Here is a 20,713-nt window from a genome sequence, read left to right on the forward strand (position 1 = left end):
CCCGCGCCGGGCTCGTCAGGCGGGCTCGTCAGGCGGGCTCGTCAGCCGGACTCTTCACAGGAAGCGGCGGATCGGCCGGACGGACAGCTCCCGGGCGCGCTGGACGACAGAGCGTCTCTTCCAGCGGCCCGGCCGGATCAGGTCGCTGACCGCCACGTCGTCGTCGAAGTGCTCGTCGAGGGTCGCAGTGAACTCCGGGTCCAGGACGGCGAGCATGACTTCCTCGTCGTGGTCGAGGGAGCGGCGGTTGAAGTTGGTCGAGCCGATCAGCGCGGCGACCCCGTCGACGGTGATGATCTTGGCGTGCATCATCGTCGGCTGATACTGGAAGATCTTCACCCCGCACGCGGTGAGGTCCTCGTAATAGTGCTGGCCCGCAAGGTGGCTGACTCGTTTGTCGGTGTGCGGTCCCGGCAGCAGGATCTCCACCTCGACCCCACGCCGCGCGGTGTCGCACAGCAGCTCGATGAAGTACGCATCCGGCGAGAAGTACGCGGTGGACAGCCGGAAGCGGTCCTCGGCCGACTCCAGCATCACCCGTATCAGGGTCTGCATGTCCTGCCAGCCGAGGCTGGCCGAGCCGCGCACCACCTGCACGATGGCGTCACCCTGCGGGCGCTGCTCGATGAACCGGTCCCGGTCGTCGAAGAGTTCGTCGTGGCACTCCGCCCAGTTCTGCGCGAACGCGGCGGCCATGCCGTCCACCGCGGGTCCGCGGACCTCGACATGGGTGTCGCGCCACTCGTTCTCGTCGCGCGCGTTGCCGCACCACTCCTGCGCGATCCCCACCCCGCCCGTGAACGCGGTCTCCTCGTCGACGACCAGAACCTTGCGATGGCAGCGGTGGTTCTGCTTGAGCGGTGAGAGGTACTGCGGCTTGCGGAACCACGCCACCTGCACCCCCGCCCGGTCCATCGCGTCGAGCTGCTCGGTCTCTATCAGCCGGCTGCCGAACCCGTCGAGGAGCAGCCGCACGCGCACCCCGGCGCGGGCCCGCTCCGCGAGTGCCTCGGCGAACCGGAGGGCGATGTCGCCCTTCCAGTACACGAACGTCATCATGTCCACGGTGTGCTCGGCACGGCGGATCCCGGCGAGCATGGCCGCGAAGATCTCGTCGCCGTTGCGCAGCGGTGTGAGGGCGTTTCCCTCGGTCGCCGCGATGCCTATCAGCCGTTCGAGGCGCCGTCTTATCCGCGTGACGCGGTCCTCGGCGGAGGGTGTGCCCGCCCCGTCGGGCGTCCGCGGAGTCAGCTCGGGCGGTTCCTGCGTACTGGTCATGGTGTCACCTGGCCGGTACGTGAGGAGGATGCATCAGGCCGCGGCGCCCGGTCCGGCACGGGCTGAGCGGCGAGCCGACCTTACCGGGCGGGGCGCCGGGGTTGCCGGGGTGATGGTGGCGGTCGGGGCCAGCGCATACACCTCGCACGGCGGGGCACCCGGCAGGAACACCTCGACACGCCTCGACACAGGGAGCCTCTCGTGATCATTGTCGGCATAGTCGCTGTCTGTATCGTTCTGGCCGTCCTCGCCTTCTTCCTGCCCCGCCTTTCCCGGCACCCCGAGCGCGGCACCCAGCGCACCCTGGGAGCCGGTTCACGCGCCGGCGGCAAGGCCCCGGGCATCTTGGGCCGGCTCTTCAGCAAGCCGTTCCGCAGCAGCTCCAAGGCCGTGGGCCGCAGCGGTGCCGCCGGTCGGCGCACCCGTGGCCGCATGCCCTTCTGACCCGGAGCACCCCTCAACGACCGTCGCCGTCCCCACCACCGCCCGCGTCGATGTCCGTGGAAGCCAGCCGTTCCTGTAGCCGCGCGTGCCGGAACTGGTAGACGGCCCCCGCCTGTCGCAGCACGCCCCGCTCATGCGCCTCCGCGAGGAAGGCCATCAGCCGCCAGGGCAGCCGGCCGGTCGAGCAGAACCACAGGCGGGCCGTGAGAAGACGCCCCCATGCGGACAGGGCGACGGTGACGAGGCCCGTCGGGATGACCACGACGGTCGCGACCGCCGCGCCCAGGGGCAGCACGGCGACGAACAGAGCGCAGAGCCAGGCCACCAGCGTGATCAGGAATCCGCGGACCAGCCCCGTGTCCCGGTCCGTGCGGAGGCTGGCCAGCGGGCTCGGCGTACGGGACGTGTCGACGGGCGCACCGAGCCAGCGGTGCAGCCCCGCCGCGAACCCGGCCACGAATCCGAGGCCGAGACCGCCCGCGAGACCGAACGACAAGGCGGAGCCCATGAGTTGGCCGGGGCTCTGCCGGGTGAGCCACTGCCACTGCGTGTCGTCCAGGTCGTGCGCCAGGCCGTCGGCCTCCACGACACGGCCGTCCGGCAGTCGAACGCGCACGGCACCCGTTTCGAGGGTGCCCGCGGTCACGTCCGTGACGGTCGTGACGCTCGCCCGCTTCCCGCCGTCCTGGCCGTGGCCCTCGCCACCTCCGCACGGATCGTCCTCCGGGCGCGTGCTCCGGGGGACGAAGACCGGGCCCTGCCCGTAGCAGTCCGGGACGACGGCCCCTCTCAGAGGGCGCGCCCGGCGGATGTACGTCCTGCCGTCCGGACGTACCCCGAAGCGCGTGCCGTCGTCCGCCACCACGTAGCGGCCCGCGTCGGCCGAGCGGTGGACCGTCGCCCCGAACGGGAAGTCGTCGCGCATCGCGGCCCTCCCCGCCGCCGTACCGCCCACCACGAGCGCGAAGACCAGGCCGAGCACGGCCCCCGCCGCCAGCCCCACGCCGAGCCCGCGGAGGACGGCCCAGCCGAGTCTGCCCGCCTGGCCCGGTCCGTACCGCCGACGGAGCGGGTTGCCGGTCGCGACGGCCGTTGCCCCCTCCCCGCGTACGGCGAAGGCGCCCAACGCGGCGGCGACGGCCGCGACGGTCAGCAGGGTCGTCCGCGAGGCCGGGTACACGAGCAGATCGGTGAGGAGTACGGCGGGGAGCGCCACGAAGAGCGCTGCCACCGTCTTCCACAGCCATCGCCGGTGGCGCCAGGTGCGCAGGACGGGGAACGGCATCGTCGCCGGCGCGGGAGCAGCCGTGACGCCGATGACGCCGAGCCCCGCCGCCACCGCCACGCCGTACAGCGCGCCGACGGTCAGCCAGCCGAGAAGCTCCTGCATACCGGCGAACGGGACGTCGAAGTAGGGGTCCCGGGAGAGCGGGCGTGCCGCTCCGATGGTCGCCGCGAGCGGGATCAGGCAGGCGAGTGACAGCAGCAGGGTGCGCCGCAGGCCCGCGCCTTCGCGCGCGAGCGCCGCGTACCCCGCGCACAGGCCGGTGAGGATCGCGGCCGCCACCACCGGTGCCGCGGCGTCTCGTACCGCCAGCCACGCGGCGAGGCAGATGATCTCCCCGACCGCACCGAGCAGCAGCAGGGGGCCGAGCAGGCGCAGCGGACCCGGCAGCGCCAGGTGCAGCTCCCACCAGGCCAGGTCGCGGGTGCCGCGGCGCTCCAGGTGCCGGGCCAGGAAGCGGAGTCGGCGCATCGCGTCGGCGCCGTCCCAGTGGGCCGACGTGCGGAACGACGCGGGGACGAACGCGTCCAGCAGGTGCTTCTCCATGGCGCCCGGTTCGGCGAGTTCGCGGCGGTGCAGCAGTTCGGCGGGGTCGGCGCTCGTGTCGCCGTACACGGCGCGCGCCATCGCCACCATCAGGGGCAGTTCCAGAACCTGGCGCAGGCAGCGGGCCACCGCCTCGTCGGGGTGGCGTCTGACGTGTTCGAGCACCGGGTCCCAGGTCGTGGCACGCGCGCCGCCGGGCCCGCGCACGGGGCGGGCGGTGCGGGTCAGGTACCCGGCGGCCTCTTCGAAGCCCAGCGGCTGGAGTTCGACCACGGCGGCCGACGTGAGGACGTCTCCGGCCTCCACGACGTCGGAGTACACGCCGCTGCGGCAGGTGAGTAAGAGCGGGTCACCGGCGTCGAGTTCGGTGTTGAGTCGCCAGATCGCGCGCGTACGCGACGGTCCGCCCAGTTCGTCGAGCCCGTCCACGACCGGCAGGACACGCCCGGAGACGACAAGTTCCTTGGCCAGCATGTCTCCTGACGGCCCGTCGATTGCCAGGGCGGGGTGTCCGGCGACGATACGGTCCGCCAGCCACTGCCGCAGATCCTGCTGATCGGGCTGCCAGCTCGCCGCCTGGAACAGGAACGGCACCGGGTCGCCCGCGTTCCGGCGTTCCAGGAGGTCGAGGGTGAACCGCACCGCGAGCACCGTCTTGCCGCTTCCGGGTTGTCCGAGCACGGCAAGGCGCCGCGAGGGCACATAGCCGAAGACCTGGGTGATCTCGGAGAGGCGGCCGGACAGGTCGGGGCGTTCGGCGTCCCGGGCGGGCCAGCCGACGGCCTCGTCGAGATCGGAGAGCCAGGGCTGCGCGGACGACCAGCGCACGGCGAGCGGCTCCGGGTCCTGGAGCCTGCGCAGCCGCCACTCGGCCTGCCACTGGGCGCGCACCGCGTCCGCGAGGGCATCGGCGGCCCGGTCCAACTGTTCGGCGGGCGACAGGACGACGGCGGGCCGCACCGTCGTGTGCAGGAGCCCCGCCAACGACACCAGGAACCCAAGGACCGAAAGGAGCGGGCCCACGCCCTCAAGGCTCCGGTCCCGTAGCGTCACCGCAGCCAGCGCGCCGGTCCCCAGCGCTGCCCCCACCCATATCCCGCGCCGCCAGTACCTCATGAGTCGCGCCCCCGTCCGCCGCGCCCTGGCTGGTGCCGCACATTGTCCCAGCAGAGGCACGACCGGCAGGGCGGAACGGGGGGCGCCGGGTGTGCAGGATGTGCGCAGAGGCGTCCGGGTGCCTGCTCAGCAGGCCGCGTGGGGGCTCACAGGCTCGTGAGGAGGTCGTCGAGCGGTGCCGGTGTCAGTGCGGGGTCGAGGGCCTCGACGAGGAGGCGGCCGTAGCGGATCTTGCGGCCCTTCTTCGTGCCGAGGAAGCGCCTCAACTGCTGGTGCCGGGGCCGGTCGTGCTGTGCGGGCTGGTGCAGGAAGGTCTGCCAGGCCCGTTCATCGCCTTCGGCCCTGACCGTCTCCTCGACCCTCGCCGTGCCGAGCGCGCGGATGAGTTCGTCCTCAAGGTCCGACACGCACACGAAGAAGTCCCGGCCCGGCGCGCCCGCCCGCTCCAGACCGCGGTCGTAGAAGCGCCGCTCGCCCACGTCGCACAGGCCCGCAAGACGCAGGTCGAGGCCGGGCGGCCCGAGCAGCTCGGTGTAGCGGCCGATGCTCATCGCCCCACCCATCGACACGACGCACACCCCCTCGGCGGCCAGGTCCCGGCCGCGCCGCGCGGCCAGCGCCTCGACGGCTTCGAGGTCGCTCGGCCCTTCGAGGAGCACCGCCGTCCGCACCCCCACCTGCTGGGCCAGCTCGATCGCCGGCCCGCCGGGCCCGCCGGCCGCCCAGTCGGTCACCGCGTCCCGGAACGCCCGCATGTCCGCCATGGGGGCGAGTCTGCACGTTCACCGACACGACGGCACGCGATATTCGACGGCGCCGCTCGCCATGCCCCAGGTGCTCGGCCTCAGTTCGCCGCGTCCCGGTGTACTCAGTCCCGGTAGGCGGCGATCGCGATGCGGACGAAGGAGCGGATCAGCGGATTCGTGTCGCCCGCGTTCCATGCCACCACCGCGCGGCTCGGCGGCATGTCGATCATCGGCACCACGGTGAGCCCGTCCCCCGGCTCGTGGTCCAGGAGCGTCATGCCGACGGTTCCGTTCCAGAGAACGGCCTGTCTGCATTCCGCGACGGCGCGCACCACCGGGCCTTCGCGCGGTTCTCCGCCGTTCCAGTACGACTGCCACCGGGGGTCGGTGCCCGCCGGGAAGACGAACCATCGGCGGCCGGTCAGGTCGGCCAGCTTCAGCCTGTCACCGCGGGCCGCCGGATCGTCGGCCCGCAGCAGCGCGCCCACCGGGTCGGCGCGCAGTTCGTGCACGGTCAGGCCCGTCTCGTCGAACGGCCCCCGGGTCAGGGCGACATCGACGAGACCGGCGTGCAGCCCGCAGGTCGGGTCGGTCAGATCGGCCTCGCGGATGCGCACGTCGACCTCCGGGTGCCGTCGGCGGTAGGCCCCGGCAAGACGGGTCACGCCCGGGTCGGTGCTGTCCCCCAGGATGCCGACGGTGATGGTCGCGGCGCCGGCCGCGGCGGCCACGCGTACGCGCAGGACGTCGGCCTGGTCGAGCAGGGCGCGCGCCTCTTCGAGCAGCACCGCCCCCACGGCGGTGAGGGTGACTCCGGAGGGCGATCGCTCGAACAGCGCGGCGCCCGCCTCGGACTCCAGCCGCTTGATCGCGCGGCTCAGGGGCGGCTGGCTCATGTGCAGCCGGACGGCGGCCCGGCCGAAGTGGAGTTCCTCGGCGACCGCCACGAAATAGCGCAGGGTGCGTAGCTCCATGCTGCGACGATACCCGTAGGGTATCGGTGGTGTGGAACGGGTCTTGGACGGTCGCGGTGCCGTGGCAGTGGAATCGAGGCATGACCGACGAAGCGAGAACCAGTGAGCCGGCGCCTGTCGCCTCCGTATCAGTGGTCGGCCCGGACGAGGGCGAGACGATCGTTCTGGGCACCACACGGCTGCGCGTCCTGGAGGACGGCAGCAACACCGGGCACCGCATCGGGCTCGTCGAATCGGTCCTCGCGCCCCACACGCCGGGACCGCCGCAGCACCGTCACGCCCAGCACGACGAGGGTTTCTACGTGGTCTCCGGCACGGTGCGCTTCACGGTCAGCGAGCAGCATTACGACGCGACCGCGGGGTCGCTCGTGATGGTTCCGCCCGGCGCGCCGCACACGTTCGCCAACACGACCGATCAACCGGCCGTCATGGTCAGCACTTTCACGCCTGACCTGTACGTGCAGTACTTCCGGGATCTGCAGGCCATGATCGCGGGCGGCCAGCCGCTGACCCCACAAGCGAACATCCAAGTGATGAGCCGCTACGCCACCGAACCCGCCACCGACTTCGCCTGAGGGCCGGACATCATGAACATCGCCTATTGGATCGTCGCCGGCCTGCTCGCCCTGTTCTACCTCTACGGGGGCGGGGTGAAGGTGGTGCGGAGCCGCGAGCAGCTCCAACCGATGATGGCCTGGGTGGACAGCACGCCGATGCCGTTCGTGCGGGTCATCGGGGTGACCGAAGTGCTCGGCGCGATCGGGCTGATCCTGCCGCCGCTGACCGGCATCGCGCCCTGGCCGGCCCTGGCCGCGGCCATCGGCTTCGTGGTCCTGCAGATCGGCGCGACCAGGGTGCACCTGCGCCGCGGCGACCGCGACATCGCCCTCAACATCACGCTCCTGCTCACCGCGTCCGCGACCGTCTGGCTGGCCACGGCATGGCTCTGAGATCCGAGAACTAGCCCGCTTTCATCAGGGTCTCGTAGCCCGATTCGTCGCAGTAGGAGACGGCACGCCCCTCGGCGGCGGTGTCGCCGCCGACCGCCATCGCGGTGTCATCGAGGATGTGGCTGCCTTCGCGGTCAAGTCCCTCCCGGTTCAGCCGTTTCGCGGCAGCGACGACCGTATATCCGCCGAAGCCGTCGCTGCCCGGCGTCTCGCTCTTCTCCTTCTGCCAACTCCCCAGCGCGGAACAGTAGGTGTGCCGAAACTCCTCGTCCCGCGCGGAGTCGGAGTCGTCCGAGGAACAGCCGGCCAGCAAGCCGGCGGTGACGACGGCAGCAGCCGCCGTCACCGCTCGCACCACCCTTCCCACGCCTGATGCGCCCCTCGCCCTGTCGCGCCGCATGACCAACCCCTCCCCTGAGCAACCAGGGAAGAGTATGGATCAAGAGGCGGCGGGGGGATCAGTCCTGCCAGGACCAGTCCCGCACTTCCGGCAGGTCCACGCCGTTCGCCCGTACGTAGTCGTGGTGGCGCAGCCTCGCGTCCTGCATCCACTGGCGTGCCTCGGCAGCGCGGACGCCGAGGCCCGGCACCCGGTCGATGACGTCCATCACCAGGCGGAAGCGGTCCAGGTCGTTGGCGACCACCATGTCGAAGGGCGTGGTCGTCGTGCCGCGCTCCTTGTAGCCGCGGACATGCAGGTTCGGGTGGACCGCGCGCCGGTAAGCGAGGCGGTGCACCAGCCAGGGGTAGCCGTGGAATCCGAAGATCACCGGCTTGTCGCGGGTGAACAGCGCGTCGAACTCCGCGTCCGGCATGCCGTGCGGGTGCTCGCCCTCCGGCAGCAGCCGCGCGATGTCCACCACGTTGACCACGCGCACCGCGAGGTCCGGCAGGTGGGTGCGCAGCAGGCTCGCGGCCGCGAGCACCTCCAGGGTGGGCACGTCCCCGGCGCAGGCCAGTACGACGTCCGGCTCCTGGTCGGGGGCCTCCGTGCCGGCCCAGGTCCACACCCCGGCACCCCGCGCGCAGTGGGCGCGCGCCTCGTCCAGGCTCAGCCAGTCGAAGCCGGGCTGCTTGCCGGCCACGATCACATTCACGTAGTCACGTGAGGCGAGGCAGTGCTCGGCGGTGGACAGCAGCGTGTTGGTGTCCGGGGGCAGGTAGACCCGGACCGCCTCGGGACTCTTGTTGAGCACGTGGCCGATGAAGCCGGGGTCCTGATGTGAGAAGCCGTTGTGGTCCTGGCGCCACACATGGGACGTCAGCAGGTAGTTCAGCGAGGCGATGGGCGCCCGCCAGGACAACTCGCGGGTGGTGCGCAGCCACTTGATGTGCTGGTTGACCATCGAGTCGACGATGTGGACGAACGCCTCGTAGCAGGAGAACAGGCCATGACGGCCCGTCAGCAGGTAGCCCTCGAGCCAGCCCTGGCAGGTGTGCTCCGAGAGGATCTCCATCACCCGACCGTGCCGGGTGAGGTGTTCGTCCACGTCGTGGATCTCTTCCTGCCAGGCTTTTCCGGACGCCCCGTAGACCTCGTCGAGCCGGTTGGAGGCGGTCTCGTCCGGGCCGACGAGCCGGAAGTCGCGCCGCTCGGCGGTGTCGGCCATCACCTGGCGCAGGTAACCGCCGAGCACCCGCGTCGGCTCGTTCATGGTGGCGCCCGGCTTGTCCACGTCGACCGCGAACTTTTCCAGCGGCTTCAGCGGGAGCGAGCGCAGGAGCAGCCCGCCGTTGGCATGCGGGTTGGCGCCGAGGCGCAGGGTGCCCTGCGGGGCGATGTCGACGAGCCCGGCTGCCGGGCGCCCCTGGGCGTCGAACAGTTCCTCGGGCCGGTAGGAGCGCAGCCATTCCTCCAGCTGGTGGCGGTACTCGTCGCTCTCCCTGACGTTGGGCAGGGGCACTTGGTGTGCGCGCCAGGTGCCCTCCACCGGCTTGCCGTCCACCGTCTTGGGGCCGGTCCAGCCCTTCGGGGTACGGAGCACGATCATCGGCCAGCGCGGTCCGGGGGCGTCCTTGGCGCGCTCGGTCTCGCCGCCGGCCCTGGCCTCGCGCTGGATCGCCGCGATGCCGTCGAGGCAGCGGTCGAGGGCGGCGGCGAAGTCCCGGTGGACGGTCATGGGGTCGTCGCCGGTGACGTGCACCGGCTCGTACCCGTATCCGCGCATGAGGTCGTCGAGCTGGTCCTCGGGCAGCCGGGCCGGGATGGTCGGGTTGGCGATCTTGTAGCCGTTCAGGTGCAGGACGGGCAGCACCGCGCCGTCGTGCACCGGGTCCAGGAAGGTGTTGGAGTGCCAGGAGGCGGCCAGCGGCCCGGTCTCGGACTCCCCGTCGCCGATGACGCATACCGACAGAAGGTCCGGCTTGTCGAACGCGGCTCCGTAGGCGTGCGAGAGGGAGTAGCCGAGCTCGCCGCCCTCGTGGATGGAGCCGGGCGTCTCGGGGGCGACATGGCTCGGCACTCCGCCGGGGAACGAGAACTGGCGGAAGAGCCGGGTCATCCCCTCCTCGTCGCGGGTGATGTCGGGGTACGTCTCGGTGTACGTGCCGTCCAGCCAGGAGTTGGCAAGCACGGCGGGCCCACCGTGCCCGGGGCCCCAGATGCAGACGGTGTCCAGGTTCCGCGCCTTGATGACGCGGTTGAGGTGGACGTGCACCAGGTTGAGACCGGGCGAGGTGCCGAAGTGGCCGAGGAGACGTGGCTTGATGTCCTCTGCCGTGAGAGGGCGCCGCAGCAGGGCGTTGTCCATCAGATAGATCTGGCCCACCGAGAGGTAGTTCGCAGCCCTCCAATACCGTTCCAGCGCCTGCAGTTCGGCATCGGAGGCCGGTTCGGCGGCTGAGACCGCGTTCGCCGCGGGGTCGCCCATGGGTGCTCCTTCCGAGGATGACGGCCGGTCCTGAGGTCGGGGCTGCGGACCGGCACGGCGGCGTACGCCCCCGGCGGTCCGGACGAAGGGCGTGGCGCGTCATCGGATGCGTGACCGGCCACGCTCAACGTAACGGCGTGCCGGATCACCCGCCTCCCGAAGCCCGCCGGACGCATGCCCCGCGCCGCCGGGTTCCCAGTACGCTCCCGCGTAATCCGTCCTCTGTCACCTGCGGACGGTGTCACCGAGCGGCGTCACCGGCCCCTCCGGCCCCTCCGGCCCCTGTGGCTTCTTCGTCGCGGACGCGTCCGCCAGACGGTCCCTCTCCGCCTCCGGGTCGGTGAGCCGATTCAGCCTGGCCGGCACGTCGAAGCCCACGGGCAGCACCACGATCTCCGTGCCCGCGAACGTCAGGACGGTCAGCGCCTGACCCGGGTCCATGCCGGACGCGAGACGCGCGCCGGGGACGCAGCAGGTTGTCGTGCACGGCGAACACCGGGTATGGGCAATCGCCCGGTCACTGCGGCTCATGCCCCAGTGCCGGATCCCGTTTCCGGACCCGGCACCGGGGCTTCGCCCCCTCGTTCCTGCCTTCGCCATCCTGGTCGCGAGTACGGCCCCGGCGCATGGCCGTAACCCGGCAGCCTTTACGCGCTGTAGATGCCGGGCGCCGCATGCCCACCCGGACGGGAGTACTCCGTGGGGAGTAGCGCCGCCTCGGGCCACCCTGCGGCAGTACGGCCCATCTCCGCCCGTCGGCGGATGGCCTTCCTCCGCTGCCACGGGAGGCTGGACGGGCACCAGACGACCAGAGGTGAGGAGAGGCGCGGATGGGGCTCCGACCGGCGGGGACGGCCGATGATGCCGCGAGGAGCACCGTCGGCCCGCCCCCTGCCCGGCTCCCTCACCCGGCGACGCGCCAGATCCCGCCATGCGGCACGGGAGTTGCTCCGGGGAACAGCGACGTCATCCAGGATGGTGCCGTGAGCACAATCGAGGACCCGATCGCCAGAGCCATCGCGCACACGCTCCTCCCCCGGCGGGCGGCGGTGCCGCACACCGCCGCGCGCGATGTGGCCGTGGTCGCCTCGCTGTTGCTCCTCCAGACCCTCCTGGCCGTGCTGCCCGCCACCCAGAACGGACGGGCGCCCGACGTGTGGGGCTGGCTCCTGCTGACCGCCATGCCGCTGGTGCTGCTCCTGCGCAGGCGTGCCGTGTGGTTCGCCGCCATCACCGTCCTCGTGCTCAACGCCCCGTACCACCTGCTCGACTACACGCACACCGCGGCGCTCCCGGTGGGTGTCGTCGTGCTGTTCCACCTCGCCGTCGCCGGCCCTCCGATCCGGAGCCTGCTCACGCTCGGCGGCACGCTGTTGCTGATGACGGCCGCCGCGCTCGCGGTGGGGCAGGCGCAGGCCGTGCCCGGCATGTTCCGGGACGCCGGCTGGCTGGTCGCCGTCGCGGTGATCGGCGAGGCCCTGCGCGTCCACCGCCGTTATGTCGACGCGCTCATCGACCGCGCCGAGCACGCCGAGCACACCCGTGAGGAGGAGGCCGCCCGGCGCGTCGCCGAAGAGCGCCTGCGGGTCGCACGCGACCTGCACGATCTGCTCGCGCAAAGCATCACGCTGATCGGCGTGCAGACCTCGGTGGCGGCCCATCTGCTCGTCGAGGATCCCGGCAGGCTCGATCGCGTGTCCGTCGCCGAGGCGCTGGAGGGCATCGCCGAGACGTGCCGCAGCGCACGCGGTGAGCTCCGGACCACGCTCGTGACGCTGCGGAAGGGTGACTCCGACTCCCCCGCCCCTGCGGACGGGCCCGCAGGGACGGCCGCCGCGGACCCCCAGGACCGACGGCGGCTGCCGCACATCGCGGGGCTGACCGACCTGGTGCGGACGGCGCGGACGACCGGCGCCCACGTCGTGCTCGACGTGCGGGACGCGGCGGCGCGGCAGGGGGACACCTCGTCCGGGAGGCCGGTGCCCGCCGCCGTGGAAGCCGCCACGTACCGCATCGTTCAGGAGGCCCTGACGAACGCCGTGCGGCATGCCGGCCACGGCGTCCATGTGTGGGTGACGGTCGAACACACCGTGGACGGCACGGCGTTGCGTGTCGTCGTCCTCAACGACAGCGGCCCGAAGGTTCCGGAGCGCGCGACCGGCGGTGTCACCGGCGCGGCGCCCGGGTTCGGTCTGACAGGAATGCGGGAACGTGCCCGCAGCGTGGGCGGGACGCTGACCGCCGCACCCAGCAGCGACGGTTCGGGGTTCGCGGTCCGTGCGTACCTTCCCCTCGGCGTGCCCGGCCCCGAAGGCAAGGAAGGTCAGGAAGGCCCCGGTGAGCGCAGATGAGCTCGTCGGCGCAACCGATCCGGGTCGTGCTGGCCGACGACCAGACGCTGGTGCGGTCCGCCTTCGGCAGACTCATCGCCTCCGCACCCGACATGAGCGTCGTCGGTGAGGCTGCGACCGGGCGGGAAGCCGTGCTGCTGGCCCGGAGCACCCGCGCCGACCTCGTCCTGATGGACGTGCAGATGCCGGAGCTCGACGGCATCGAGGCCACCCGGCTGATCACCGGGGATCCGGAGCTGTCGGGGGTCGGCGTGCTCGTGCTCACCACCTACGACACCGACGAGCATGTCATGGACGCGCTGCGGGCCGGAGCCTCCGGCTTCCTGGTCAAGGACGCGCGCCCGGCCGAACTGCTCGACGCCATCAGGACGGTTGCCGCCGGGGAACTGCTGCTCGCACCCGGACCGATGTCCCGCCTCATCTCGTACGCCCTGCGCGCACCGGCCGCCCCGAAAGCCGGCTGCCCGGCCCCCGACGGCCTCATCACGCTGTCCGACCGCGAACGTCAGGTGCTGACCCTGGTGGCCCGGGGACTGAACAACCAGGAGGTCGCGGGCGCCCTCGGGCTGAGCCCGTCCACCGCCAAGACGCATGTCAGCCGGATCATGACCAAGCTGGGCATGCACGACCGCGCCCAACTCGTCATCGCCGCCTACGAGTCGGGACTGATCACGCCCGGCGAGAGGTGACCTGGACCTCCCCGTACCGCTTCGTTTCTCAACCATTCGTTGAGACGGCGGAGTGCGTCCCCACCATGTGTTGAGCGGGGAACCGACAGCTCGGCCGATGACACGGCGAGGGAGCGATGACAAGACTGACTGCTTCAGGACTGACACCGCGCTCCAAGACCTGCGTACCGGTGAGTCGTCAGTCCGAGCGCAATCAGGGGGAACTTCCATGCAGATCGCGATACTGGGTCCCATAGCCGTCACGACCAACGGCCGCACCCGTGAAGTCCGCGCCGCGAAGGTGCGCACCATGCTCGCCACCCTGGCCCTGAAGGTGGACCGCGTCATCGGCTGCCGCGAGCTGGCCGACGAACTCTGGGCAGGGGAAGAGGTAGGAAACACCAGCAACGCCCTTCAGGCGCAGGCCACTCGCGTGCGCAAGCTGCTCGACGAGCCCAGCGGGGCACGCGGCGCCTCCGTGATCCGCTCGGTGCCCGGCGGCTACCTCCTCGCGCTGCCCCGCGAGGCCGTCGACGCGCATCGATTCCTCACGCTGGCCTCGGAAGGCGCCGCCGCACTGGCCGACGAACCCCACCGGGCCCGGCAGTTGCTGGAGGCCGCGCTCGGCCTGTGGCGGGGCCCGGCGCTCCTTGACGCCGGTGACGGACTGCGCTGCCACAGCGCCGCGGCGCTCTACGAGGAGCGGCGGCTGACGGTGTGGGAGCACCTGGCCCGTGCCCTGCTCGCAGTCGGCGAGGAGCCCCGCGCCGTCGCCGAACTCCAGCAGCTCGTCGCCCAGCATCCGCTCAACGAAAGGTTCTGCGAACTGCTCATGATCGCTCTCTACCGCTCGGGACGGCAGGGCGACGCACTGCGCCTGTTCCGCGCCACCCAGCAGCGGCTCGACGAGGAACTCGGCATCCAGCCGGGCAGCGGACTGCAGAAGAGGCATCATCAGATCCTCTGCCAGGACCCGTCCCTGGCCCGACGCCAGATACCGGGCACCGGTCGCCCCACCCCGGGCAACGACGAACTGCTCACCGCCTGATGGGGGACGAAGCCGCGCACCCCGAACCCGTCGCCGACGAAGCCGCGTCCCCCGAGCCGATCGCCATCGTGGGAATCTCGGCGCTCTATCCCGAAGCACGCGGTGTGGACGACTACTGGAAGCTGCTCACCGCCACGGAGCCGCCCCGGGCCGGGGCCACGCTCGCCGACATCGAGCTCGACGTCGCGCGCTTCCGCATCCCCCCGGCCCAGGCCCGCTCGTTGGCCCGCATGCAGCTCCTCATGCTGGAGGCGGCGGGGCAGTGCCTCGATGACGCGGGCGATCGGCAGCGGCTGCCCGCCGACCGTACGGACGTCGTGGTCGGGACGTGCTTCGGCCTCGACCGGCAGTATGCCAACGCCCTCCGTATCGAGGGTGCCCGCTACGGCCGCGACCTGGGGAAAGCCGCCGCTGCCGCAGGACACACCGATTCCTCCGGGGCATCCGGCACCACCGAGGAGTTCCGCGTCGCACTGCGGTCCCGGCTCGGCGCCTCACCGCACGACCGGGTCGGGGAGATGGCGAGCACCATCCCCGCACGCATCGCCTCCGTCCACAGGCTCCGGGGCCGCACCCTGGCGCTGGAATCCGCGGACGCCACGTCGTACCTCGCGATCGCCCATGCCGTCGACAGCCTGCGTGCCGGCCTCTCGGACGCGGTGCTGGTGCTGACCGGACAGCGCGTCGAGGGACGCTTCCTCGGGCACGCGCTGGCAGGCAAGAGGCTCGCCGCCGACCGGACCCGCCCCTTCGCCGCGGACGGCGCCGGGTTCGCGGTGCGGGAGGGCGTGGGAGGCGTGCTGCTCAAGCGGCTGTCGACCGCGGTCCACGACGGTGACCGCGTCTACGCCACCGTCCTGGACTGCTCGCTCCGGCACGACGCGCGTCCGGGTGTCTTCCGCTATTCCACCTCGCACGAGCAGCGTGCCGAGACGGCGGCCGCGGCCTACCGGCGGGCCGGGGTGCCTGCGGCGTCGGTCCAGTACGTCGAGAGCGCCGGTTCCGGGATCGCTCCCGAGACGCGCAGCGAACTCGACTCCCTGGCGTCCGTTTTCGGGCACCCCGCGCCCGGCCCGGCCCCTGTCCGGTCCCCCGCTTCCATCGCCCTCGGCAGCGTGCGGGACCGGCTCGGGCACACGTTCGCCAATGCGGGGCTCGCCGGCGTCAGCAAGGTCGCGCTCGCCCTCCACCACCGGTCCCTGCCACCGCAGCGCCCGCTGGACGGTGAGGTGTCACTGGACCTGGGGGCGACGCCCTTCCGCGTATTGCGGGCCGCGGAACACTGGCCGGAGCCGCCGGACGGTGCGCCACGCCGGGCAGCGGTCAGCGGCTCGTCCCTGACCGGAACGCTCTGCCATCTCGTCCTGGAGGAGCACCGCCCGGCCGCCCCCGCGCCACGGGCCCCCCGGCGCGGCGCACGGCACGGCACGGAGATCCGCGAGCCGATCGCCGTCATCGGTTTCGGCGGCACGTTCGCCGACTCCCCCGACGCCGACGCCTACTGGGCCACGATGCGCTCCGGGCGGGACCGGATCGGCCCGCTGCCCGCGTCGCTGTTCGACCGCGAGCTGTATCACGCCCCCGGCAGGATGAGCCTGGACCGCAGCTACCTGGACGCGGGCGCTCCGGTGCGGACACCCCAGGCGCCCCCGGCGGGGTTGAGCATTCCGCCCCGCCGCTACGCCGCGCTCGACGCGGCGCAGCGCCTGGCGCTGAGCGTGACCGCGGAGGTGTTCGCGCGCCGCGGTCAGGGCCCCGGCACGCTCGGCGGGCAGGGCGTGATCGCCGTGGGAACCAACCTCGGCCTCGCCAGGGAGCGGCAGTTGAACGCCGGTCTCTGCATCGACGAACTCGAAGCCGTGGCGCGCGACTTGCCCGGCCTTGACGCACTCGGCCCCGATGAGGTCCGCAGCCTGCTGAAGCTCGTACGGGACCGTTGGGGCGAGCCGGAGGCCGCGGACCCGCTGTCGATGCTGGACGGCGCGCTGGCCGGCGGGGTGCCCGCGCTGATCGCGAACGAGTACGGCCTGTCCGCGGTCCCGGTCGCGGTGGAGGCGGCCTGCGCCTCGTCGCTCGCGGCACTCGACGTGGCAGTGAGCCGACTCCGCTCGGGAAGCGCGGACTACGCGATCGCCGGGGGCGTCGAACTCCCTTGCAACCCAAGGGACTTGGTGCTGTGCTCGTCCCTCGGTCTCCTGTCCCACGACCGGATCACCCCGTTCGACACGGCGGCCGACGGCTTCACTCCCGGTGACGGATGCGCGCTCTTCCTCCTCAGGCGCTACGGGGACGCACGCCGGGACGGCGAGCCGGTGTTCGGGCTCCTGCGCGCCGTGGGCGCCTCCAACGACGCGAAGTCGCTCATCGCGCCGGACGCCGCGGGACAGGTCCGGGCGATGCGACAAGCCTTCGCTCAGGTCGAGTACGGGCCTTCGGCCGTCGGCTATCTGGAGGCACACGGCACCGGAACCCGGGTCGGCGACCGCACGGAGATCGAGGCCGCCGCGGACGTCTACTCCAGTTCCCGGCGCCGACGCCCGCTCGAGATCGGCTCGGCGAAATCGTTCATCGGGCACACCTTCGCCGCCGCCGGCGGTGCCGGGCTGCTGCGTGCCCTGCAGGCGCTGCGTACGCGGACCATTCCGGCCAACACCAACCTGCGCACGCTCAATCCCGATCTGGACCTCGCCCGGATCCCCGCGCGCGTCTCCACCGAGGCCGGCGCCTGGGAAGCACAGGACGGGCAGCCGCGCCGGGCGGCCGTCAGCTCCTTCGGCACCGGCGGCATCAACTACCACCTGCTCATCGAGGAACACATGGACGGACCGCGATGAATTTCGACCTGCCCGAAGACACCCGTGAGATGTGCGCCGCGGTCGAGCACTTCGCCGCACGGGAACTCACCCCGCTCACGGAGTTCGACCCCGACACCTTCCGGCACCGCTGGAGCCTCGCCGGCAAGCAGGGACTCGTCGGCGCCAGCGTGCCCGGCGCCTACGGCGGCAGCGGCCTGGACGCGGTCACCGCGGCGGCGACCATGGAGGCGCTCGGTCATGGTTCACGTGACACGGGCTTCGCGTTCTCCGTCGCGGCCCATCTGTTCGCGGCCGTGATGCCGATCGTGGAGTTCGGCACCGAGGAACAGAAGCGCATATGGCTTCCGGCGCTGTCCTCCGGCGAGCAGATCGCGGCCCACTGCATCACGGAGCCCGAAGCCGGCTCCGACGCACTCCATCTGCGCACCCGCGCCACCTCCGACGGCGGCCGGTATCTGCTGAACGGCTCCAAGTGCTTCACCACCAACGCCCCGGTGGCCGACGTGTTCGTCGTGCAGGCCGCCACCGAACCCGGCGGCGGCTACTTCGGGTTGACCACGTTCCTGGTACGGGCGGGCACCCCGGGGCTCACCGTGGGACAGCGCTACGACAAGGCCGGGCTGCGCGGTTCACCGATGGCAGACGTGTACTTCGACGACGTTCCCGTGGGTGCCGACGACATCCTCGCCGCGGAGGGCTCGGGGGCGAGCGTGTTCTCCGCCTCGATGAAGTGGGAGCGCACCTGCCTGTTCGCCATCTATCTCGGGGCGATGAAGCGCGTACTCGAATCGACCGTCGCCCACGTCAAGGAGCGCGAGCAGTTCGGCACGCCCATCGGCGGCTTCCAGGCCGTGAGCCACCGGGTCGTCGACATGCTGGCCAGGCACGAGGCGGCACGGCTGATGCTCTACAAGGCCGCCCAGGGTCTGGACCGCGGCTCCGAGGACACGATCGCTCCCGCACTGGCCAAGATCGCGGTGAGTGAGGCCGCCGTGCAGCTCGGCCTCGACGCCGTTCAACTGCGGGGAGCACTCGGCGTGCTCGACGGCGAGGCCGAGGCCCTGCTGCGGGACGCCGTGCCGTCGCGCATCTTCTCCGGCACCAATGAGATCCAGAAGAACAACGTCGCGCGCGCCCTGGGCCTTGGCGCCCGCACGGCCGCGCGCCGCTGAACGGCCGCGCAGTAACGAGACCCAAGGACCGACATGGACATCATCGCGCACCACATCCGTCTCCACGAGGGCACCGCCGCCGCCCGTTTCGAGTCATGGGTGAGAGAGGTCGACTACGCGGCCTGCCGCAATCTCCCCAGCGTGCTCGCCTTCAGCGTCCAGCGGGTGGCCGCGGAACCCGACGCGCCCTGCCACTACTTCGAGGTGATCTCGGTGACCAGCGGCGAGGATTTCCGGCGGGACATGCGAACGACGCCGTTTCAGGAACTGGTCTCCGCCTTCGACACCATGGCGTCCGTCGTGGGGGAAGTGAGCGGAACCCGCATCGAACCCGGCTACACCGCCGGGTCGCTGTCCGATACGCCATCCGGCGCGCCGTCAGGAATGGAGAGAATTCCCGCGCATGTCACCGATGAAACGTGACTCATAGGCGATGGCCACGGCCTGCGAGCGCGACCTGGCGCCGAGTTTCCCCAATACGTTGTGCACGTGGGTACGGACCGTTGCATTCGAGATGGAGAGCTTCTTTGCTATCTCTCCGTTGGAGAATCCCTCCGCGAGGAGCAATAGCACTTGCTCTTCACGGGGGGTTAGCCTGCTTTCCTTGTTCTGTGCCAGCATTCGTGAACGGTCCCCTGCGGTCACCTGCAGGAACCGCCGGGCGGCCACGGGCGCTACCACCGCGTCGACCTCGACGACGGTCCGGATGACGTGCACGAGCTCGTCGCCCGCGCTCCTGGTGGACAGTACGGCGCGAACGCCCACCTTCAGCGCCTCGAAGGCACGGTGTGCATTCTCGGGCTTGCTGAGCAAGATGACCTTGCTTTGCTGGGCGAGCTCACCTAATTGCACCGGGTCATCGACGGTGAGCACCGGTGCGACCACCACCAGCACGTCGGGGGCGACCCCAGGGACGGCGGTGAAGGTGTCGAGGACGCAGGTGTCCACCCGTATGCCGGGAGCGCGCTGCTGGAGCAGGGCGCGCATGCCGTCGGCCATGATCGCGCGGTCGCAGTAGATACGCAGACTCGCGAAGATTTGCTCTGCGGTGCGGCCGCAGCACTTAAGCCCATCCGCTGACGAATTCCGTGAAGGGTGGGCAGACACAAGAATTAATCCCCCCGATAGTCCTCGACTGGGTGGGACGTTAGCACAACTGGGTGACCAAAGAACACCTAAAGGGACGCGGCTTGCAGGGTTCATCAATGCAACCCTGCAAGCTATTTGAATCTTCTACCGCAAAAAAGTGAGCATCATCCTTGGCCGGCCCATGAATCCCCGACCGTCCGATACCGCGACGCCCCGCCACGGCGTACGGACGGCGGTGCCTCCGCGAGCGGCCGGCCGAGCCTGCTCAGGAAGAACGGGCGACCGTCGAGGCCGAGACGCCTCTGCACCTGCCGTCTCAGGTCGTCGTGCTGCAGCACGACGCTCACCGGATGCAGGCCGAGCCCCGCCCGCGCGGCGGCGAGCCAGTAGTCCGCCAGCCGGGCACCGCCCTGCAACGCATCGGCGAGATCCGGCGTACCGGCCGTGAAGTTCATGGTCACCAGCGCCGGACCGCGCCGCACCATCGCCGCGAGCCCCACCGCGAGGACCCGGTGGAATCCCAGCCGGCACAGCAGGCGCATGACGGCCGGCGAAAGCGCGAGACGCATGGCCGCGTGCCGCGGCCGGGACATGGGACCGAAGAGCTGGGTGAGGGTGAAACCGTCACCGTGCGCCTGCGCTTCACCGTCGTCGAAGCGCAGAAAGGAATGCGTCTCGCGCCAGGCCAGGTCGTCCTTGAAGTCGCGCCCCGCATGCCGGGCGACGAAGGAGGCCAGCGCCTTCCGCTCGGCCGGCGCGGTCACGTGCCGCACGGCCACCCGCTTCGCGTCGCCCCGCGCGGGCGGTCGGGCAAGTTCGCGCAGGAGCGCGGCATCGATCGGTTCGGGCCGGTAGGGCCCACGGTTGGTGCGGCGGCTACGGGCCGCTGCCCACAAGTCCGCAGGAGAATCGCCGGAGGACGGTGCCTCGGCCACCGCCATGACACACAGCGGCGACCAGGCCGACGGCCAGTCCACCCCCAGATCCGGGCCGTCCCCCTCGGTGACGGTCCGGGTGTGCGTGGGCTCCCATCCCCGCGCGGCCAGCGCACGGGACAGCATCCGCCAGTAGGCCCCGCAACTCACCTGCATCTCCACCTCGTGCGCGGCCAGGGAACCCAGGGCACGCTGCCGGTCGAGCGCGAGCACGAGGTACTGGTGGGTGCCGCTCGCGTCCACACCGAGGTGGGACCGCGCCGCCTCGCGCGCCCCGCCCGCAAGCCGGGCCAGCGCCCAGGGCTGGCAGTTGTGCGACGAAGGGCTGAGGGCCGCGATGCCCGTGGCTTCGTCGAGGGCCTCCTCGAAGCGGTCCTGCCGTGCGGCGGCGTCCATCCGTGTCCTCCACTATGTCCACACGAGCC

Annotated in this window: 17 protein-coding genes and 1 pseudogene; 9 read left to right on the forward strand and 9 right to left on the reverse strand. The window is 71.5% G+C overall.

The annotated features are described in order from the left end of the window. Window positions 1–54: 54 nt before the first annotated feature. Window positions 55–1,278 carry a phosphatidylserine/phosphatidylglycerophosphate/cardiolipin synthase family protein gene (locus tag OG302_RS04925; RefSeq protein WP_371525573.1) on the reverse strand — a complete coding sequence of 408 codons (1,224 nt, stop codon included), beginning with the start codon at window positions 1,276–1,278 and terminating at the stop codon, window positions 55–57. A 201-nt stretch (window positions 1,279–1,479) separates the two neighbouring features. On the opposite strand from OG302_RS04925, the gene OG302_RS04930 reads away from it, so the two are divergent. Beyond that, entirely contained in the window at window positions 1,480–1,722 is a 243-nt protein-coding gene (locus OG302_RS04930; RefSeq protein ID WP_371525574.1) for a DUF6411 family protein, read from the forward strand. 13 nt (window positions 1,723–1,735) lie between these two features. Here the strand turns inward: OG302_RS04930 and OG302_RS04935 are convergent, their stop codons facing one another. The 3 genes from OG302_RS04935 to OG302_RS04945 all read right to left on the reverse strand — a co-directional run bounded on the left by OG302_RS04935 (window position 1,736) and on the right by OG302_RS04945 (window position 6,389). Continuing rightward, the gene (locus OG302_RS04935; protein WP_371525575.1) at window positions 1,736–4,576 is read right to left on the reverse strand and encodes an NACHT domain-containing NTPase; all 2,841 of its coding nucleotides are present in this window, start codon (window positions 4,574–4,576) and stop codon (window positions 1,736–1,738) included. Between the two features lie 239 nt (window positions 4,577–4,815). Continuing rightward, a complete protein-coding gene (locus OG302_RS04940) occupies window positions 4,816–5,433 on the reverse strand; it encodes a TOPRIM nucleotidyl transferase/hydrolase domain-containing protein (protein ID WP_371525576.1) in 618 nt (205 codons plus the stop codon). Window positions 5,434–5,537: 104 nt separating this feature from the next. After that, on the reverse strand, window positions 5,538–6,389 hold the full coding sequence (locus OG302_RS04945) for a LysR substrate-binding domain-containing protein (RefSeq protein ID WP_371525577.1): 852 nt from the start codon (window positions 6,387–6,389) through the stop codon (window positions 5,538–5,540). 80 nt (window positions 6,390–6,469) lie between these two features. On the opposite strand from OG302_RS04945, the gene OG302_RS04950 reads away from it, so the two are divergent. Beyond that, on the forward strand, window positions 6,470–6,964 hold the full coding sequence (locus OG302_RS04950) for a cupin domain-containing protein (protein ID WP_371525578.1): 495 nt from the start codon (window positions 6,470–6,472) through the stop codon (window positions 6,962–6,964). Between the two features lie 12 nt (window positions 6,965–6,976). Then, complete coding sequence (locus OG302_RS04955; protein ID WP_371525579.1) at window positions 6,977–7,339, forward strand: DoxX family protein; 363 nt, start codon at window positions 6,977–6,979, stop codon at window positions 7,337–7,339. 10 nt (window positions 7,340–7,349) lie between these two features. On the opposite strand, the gene OG302_RS04960 is transcribed toward OG302_RS04955, so the two are convergent. From OG302_RS04960 to OG302_RS04970, 3 genes and pseudogenes are all read right to left on the reverse strand, one after another. Continuing rightward, the gene (locus OG302_RS04960; RefSeq protein WP_371525580.1) at window positions 7,350–7,706 is read right to left on the reverse strand and encodes a hypothetical protein; all 357 of its coding nucleotides are present in this window, start codon (window positions 7,704–7,706) and stop codon (window positions 7,350–7,352) included. A gap of 91 nt (window positions 7,707–7,797) precedes the next feature. Then, window positions 7,798–10,209 (reverse strand): phosphoketolase, encoded by a 2,412-nt coding sequence (locus tag OG302_RS04965; protein WP_371525581.1) that lies wholly within the window; start codon window positions 10,207–10,209, stop codon window positions 7,798–7,800. A gap of 225 nt (window positions 10,210–10,434) precedes the next feature. Next, window positions 10,435–10,677 (reverse strand): annotated as a pseudogene (locus OG302_RS04970) (MFS transporter); the annotation flags it as partial. A gap of 515 nt (window positions 10,678–11,192) precedes the next feature. On the opposite strand from OG302_RS04970, the gene OG302_RS04975 reads away from it, so the two are divergent. The 6 genes from OG302_RS04975 to OG302_RS05000 all read left to right on the forward strand — a co-directional run bounded on the left by OG302_RS04975 (window position 11,193) and on the right by OG302_RS05000 (window position 18,687). After that, window positions 11,193–12,560 (forward strand): sensor histidine kinase, encoded by a 1,368-nt coding sequence (locus tag OG302_RS04975; RefSeq protein ID WP_371525582.1) that lies wholly within the window; start codon window positions 11,193–11,195, stop codon window positions 12,558–12,560. Then, complete coding sequence (locus tag OG302_RS04980) at window positions 12,557–13,249, forward strand: response regulator (protein ID WP_371525583.1); 693 nt, start codon at window positions 12,557–12,559, stop codon at window positions 13,247–13,249. Before OG302_RS04975 ends, OG302_RS04980 begins: the two co-directional genes overlap by 4 nt. Before the next feature lie 208 nt (window positions 13,250–13,457). Beyond that, the gene (locus OG302_RS04985; RefSeq protein WP_371525584.1) at window positions 13,458–14,276 is read left to right on the forward strand and encodes a BTAD domain-containing putative transcriptional regulator; all 819 of its coding nucleotides are present in this window, start codon (window positions 13,458–13,460) and stop codon (window positions 14,274–14,276) included. Then, complete coding sequence (locus OG302_RS04990; RefSeq protein WP_371525585.1) at window positions 14,276–17,110, forward strand: polyketide synthase; 2,835 nt, start codon at window positions 14,276–14,278, stop codon at window positions 17,108–17,110. The genes OG302_RS04985 and OG302_RS04990 overlap by 1 nt, the downstream gene beginning before the upstream one ends. Next, window positions 17,107–18,264, forward strand: a complete 1,158-nt coding sequence (gene redW / locus OG302_RS04995) for an L-prolyl-[peptidyl-carrier protein] dehydrogenase (RefSeq protein ID WP_371525586.1) — start codon at window positions 17,107–17,109, stop codon at window positions 18,262–18,264. Before OG302_RS04990 ends, redW begins: the two co-directional genes overlap by 4 nt. Before the next feature lie 33 nt (window positions 18,265–18,297). Then, complete coding sequence (locus tag OG302_RS05000; protein WP_371525587.1) at window positions 18,298–18,687, forward strand: RedY protein; 390 nt, start codon at window positions 18,298–18,300, stop codon at window positions 18,685–18,687. On the opposite strand, the gene OG302_RS05005 is transcribed toward OG302_RS05000, so the two are convergent. Both OG302_RS05005 and OG302_RS05010 read right to left on the reverse strand, forming a co-directional pair. After that, window positions 18,643–19,263 (reverse strand): DNA-binding response regulator, encoded by a 621-nt coding sequence (locus OG302_RS05005; RefSeq protein WP_371525588.1) that lies wholly within the window; start codon window positions 19,261–19,263, stop codon window positions 18,643–18,645. The genes OG302_RS05000 and OG302_RS05005 overlap by 45 nt on opposite strands. 254 nt (window positions 19,264–19,517) lie before the next feature. Beyond that, entirely contained in the window at window positions 19,518–20,684 is a 1,167-nt protein-coding gene (locus OG302_RS05010; protein WP_371525589.1) for a RedV protein, read from the reverse strand. Window positions 20,685–20,713: the final 29 nt, after the last annotated feature.

The organism is Streptomyces sp. NBC_01283 (assembly GCF_041435335.1).
In the GTDB taxonomy this organism is placed as follows: domain Bacteria; phylum Actinomycetota; class Actinomycetes; order Streptomycetales; family Streptomycetaceae; genus Streptomyces.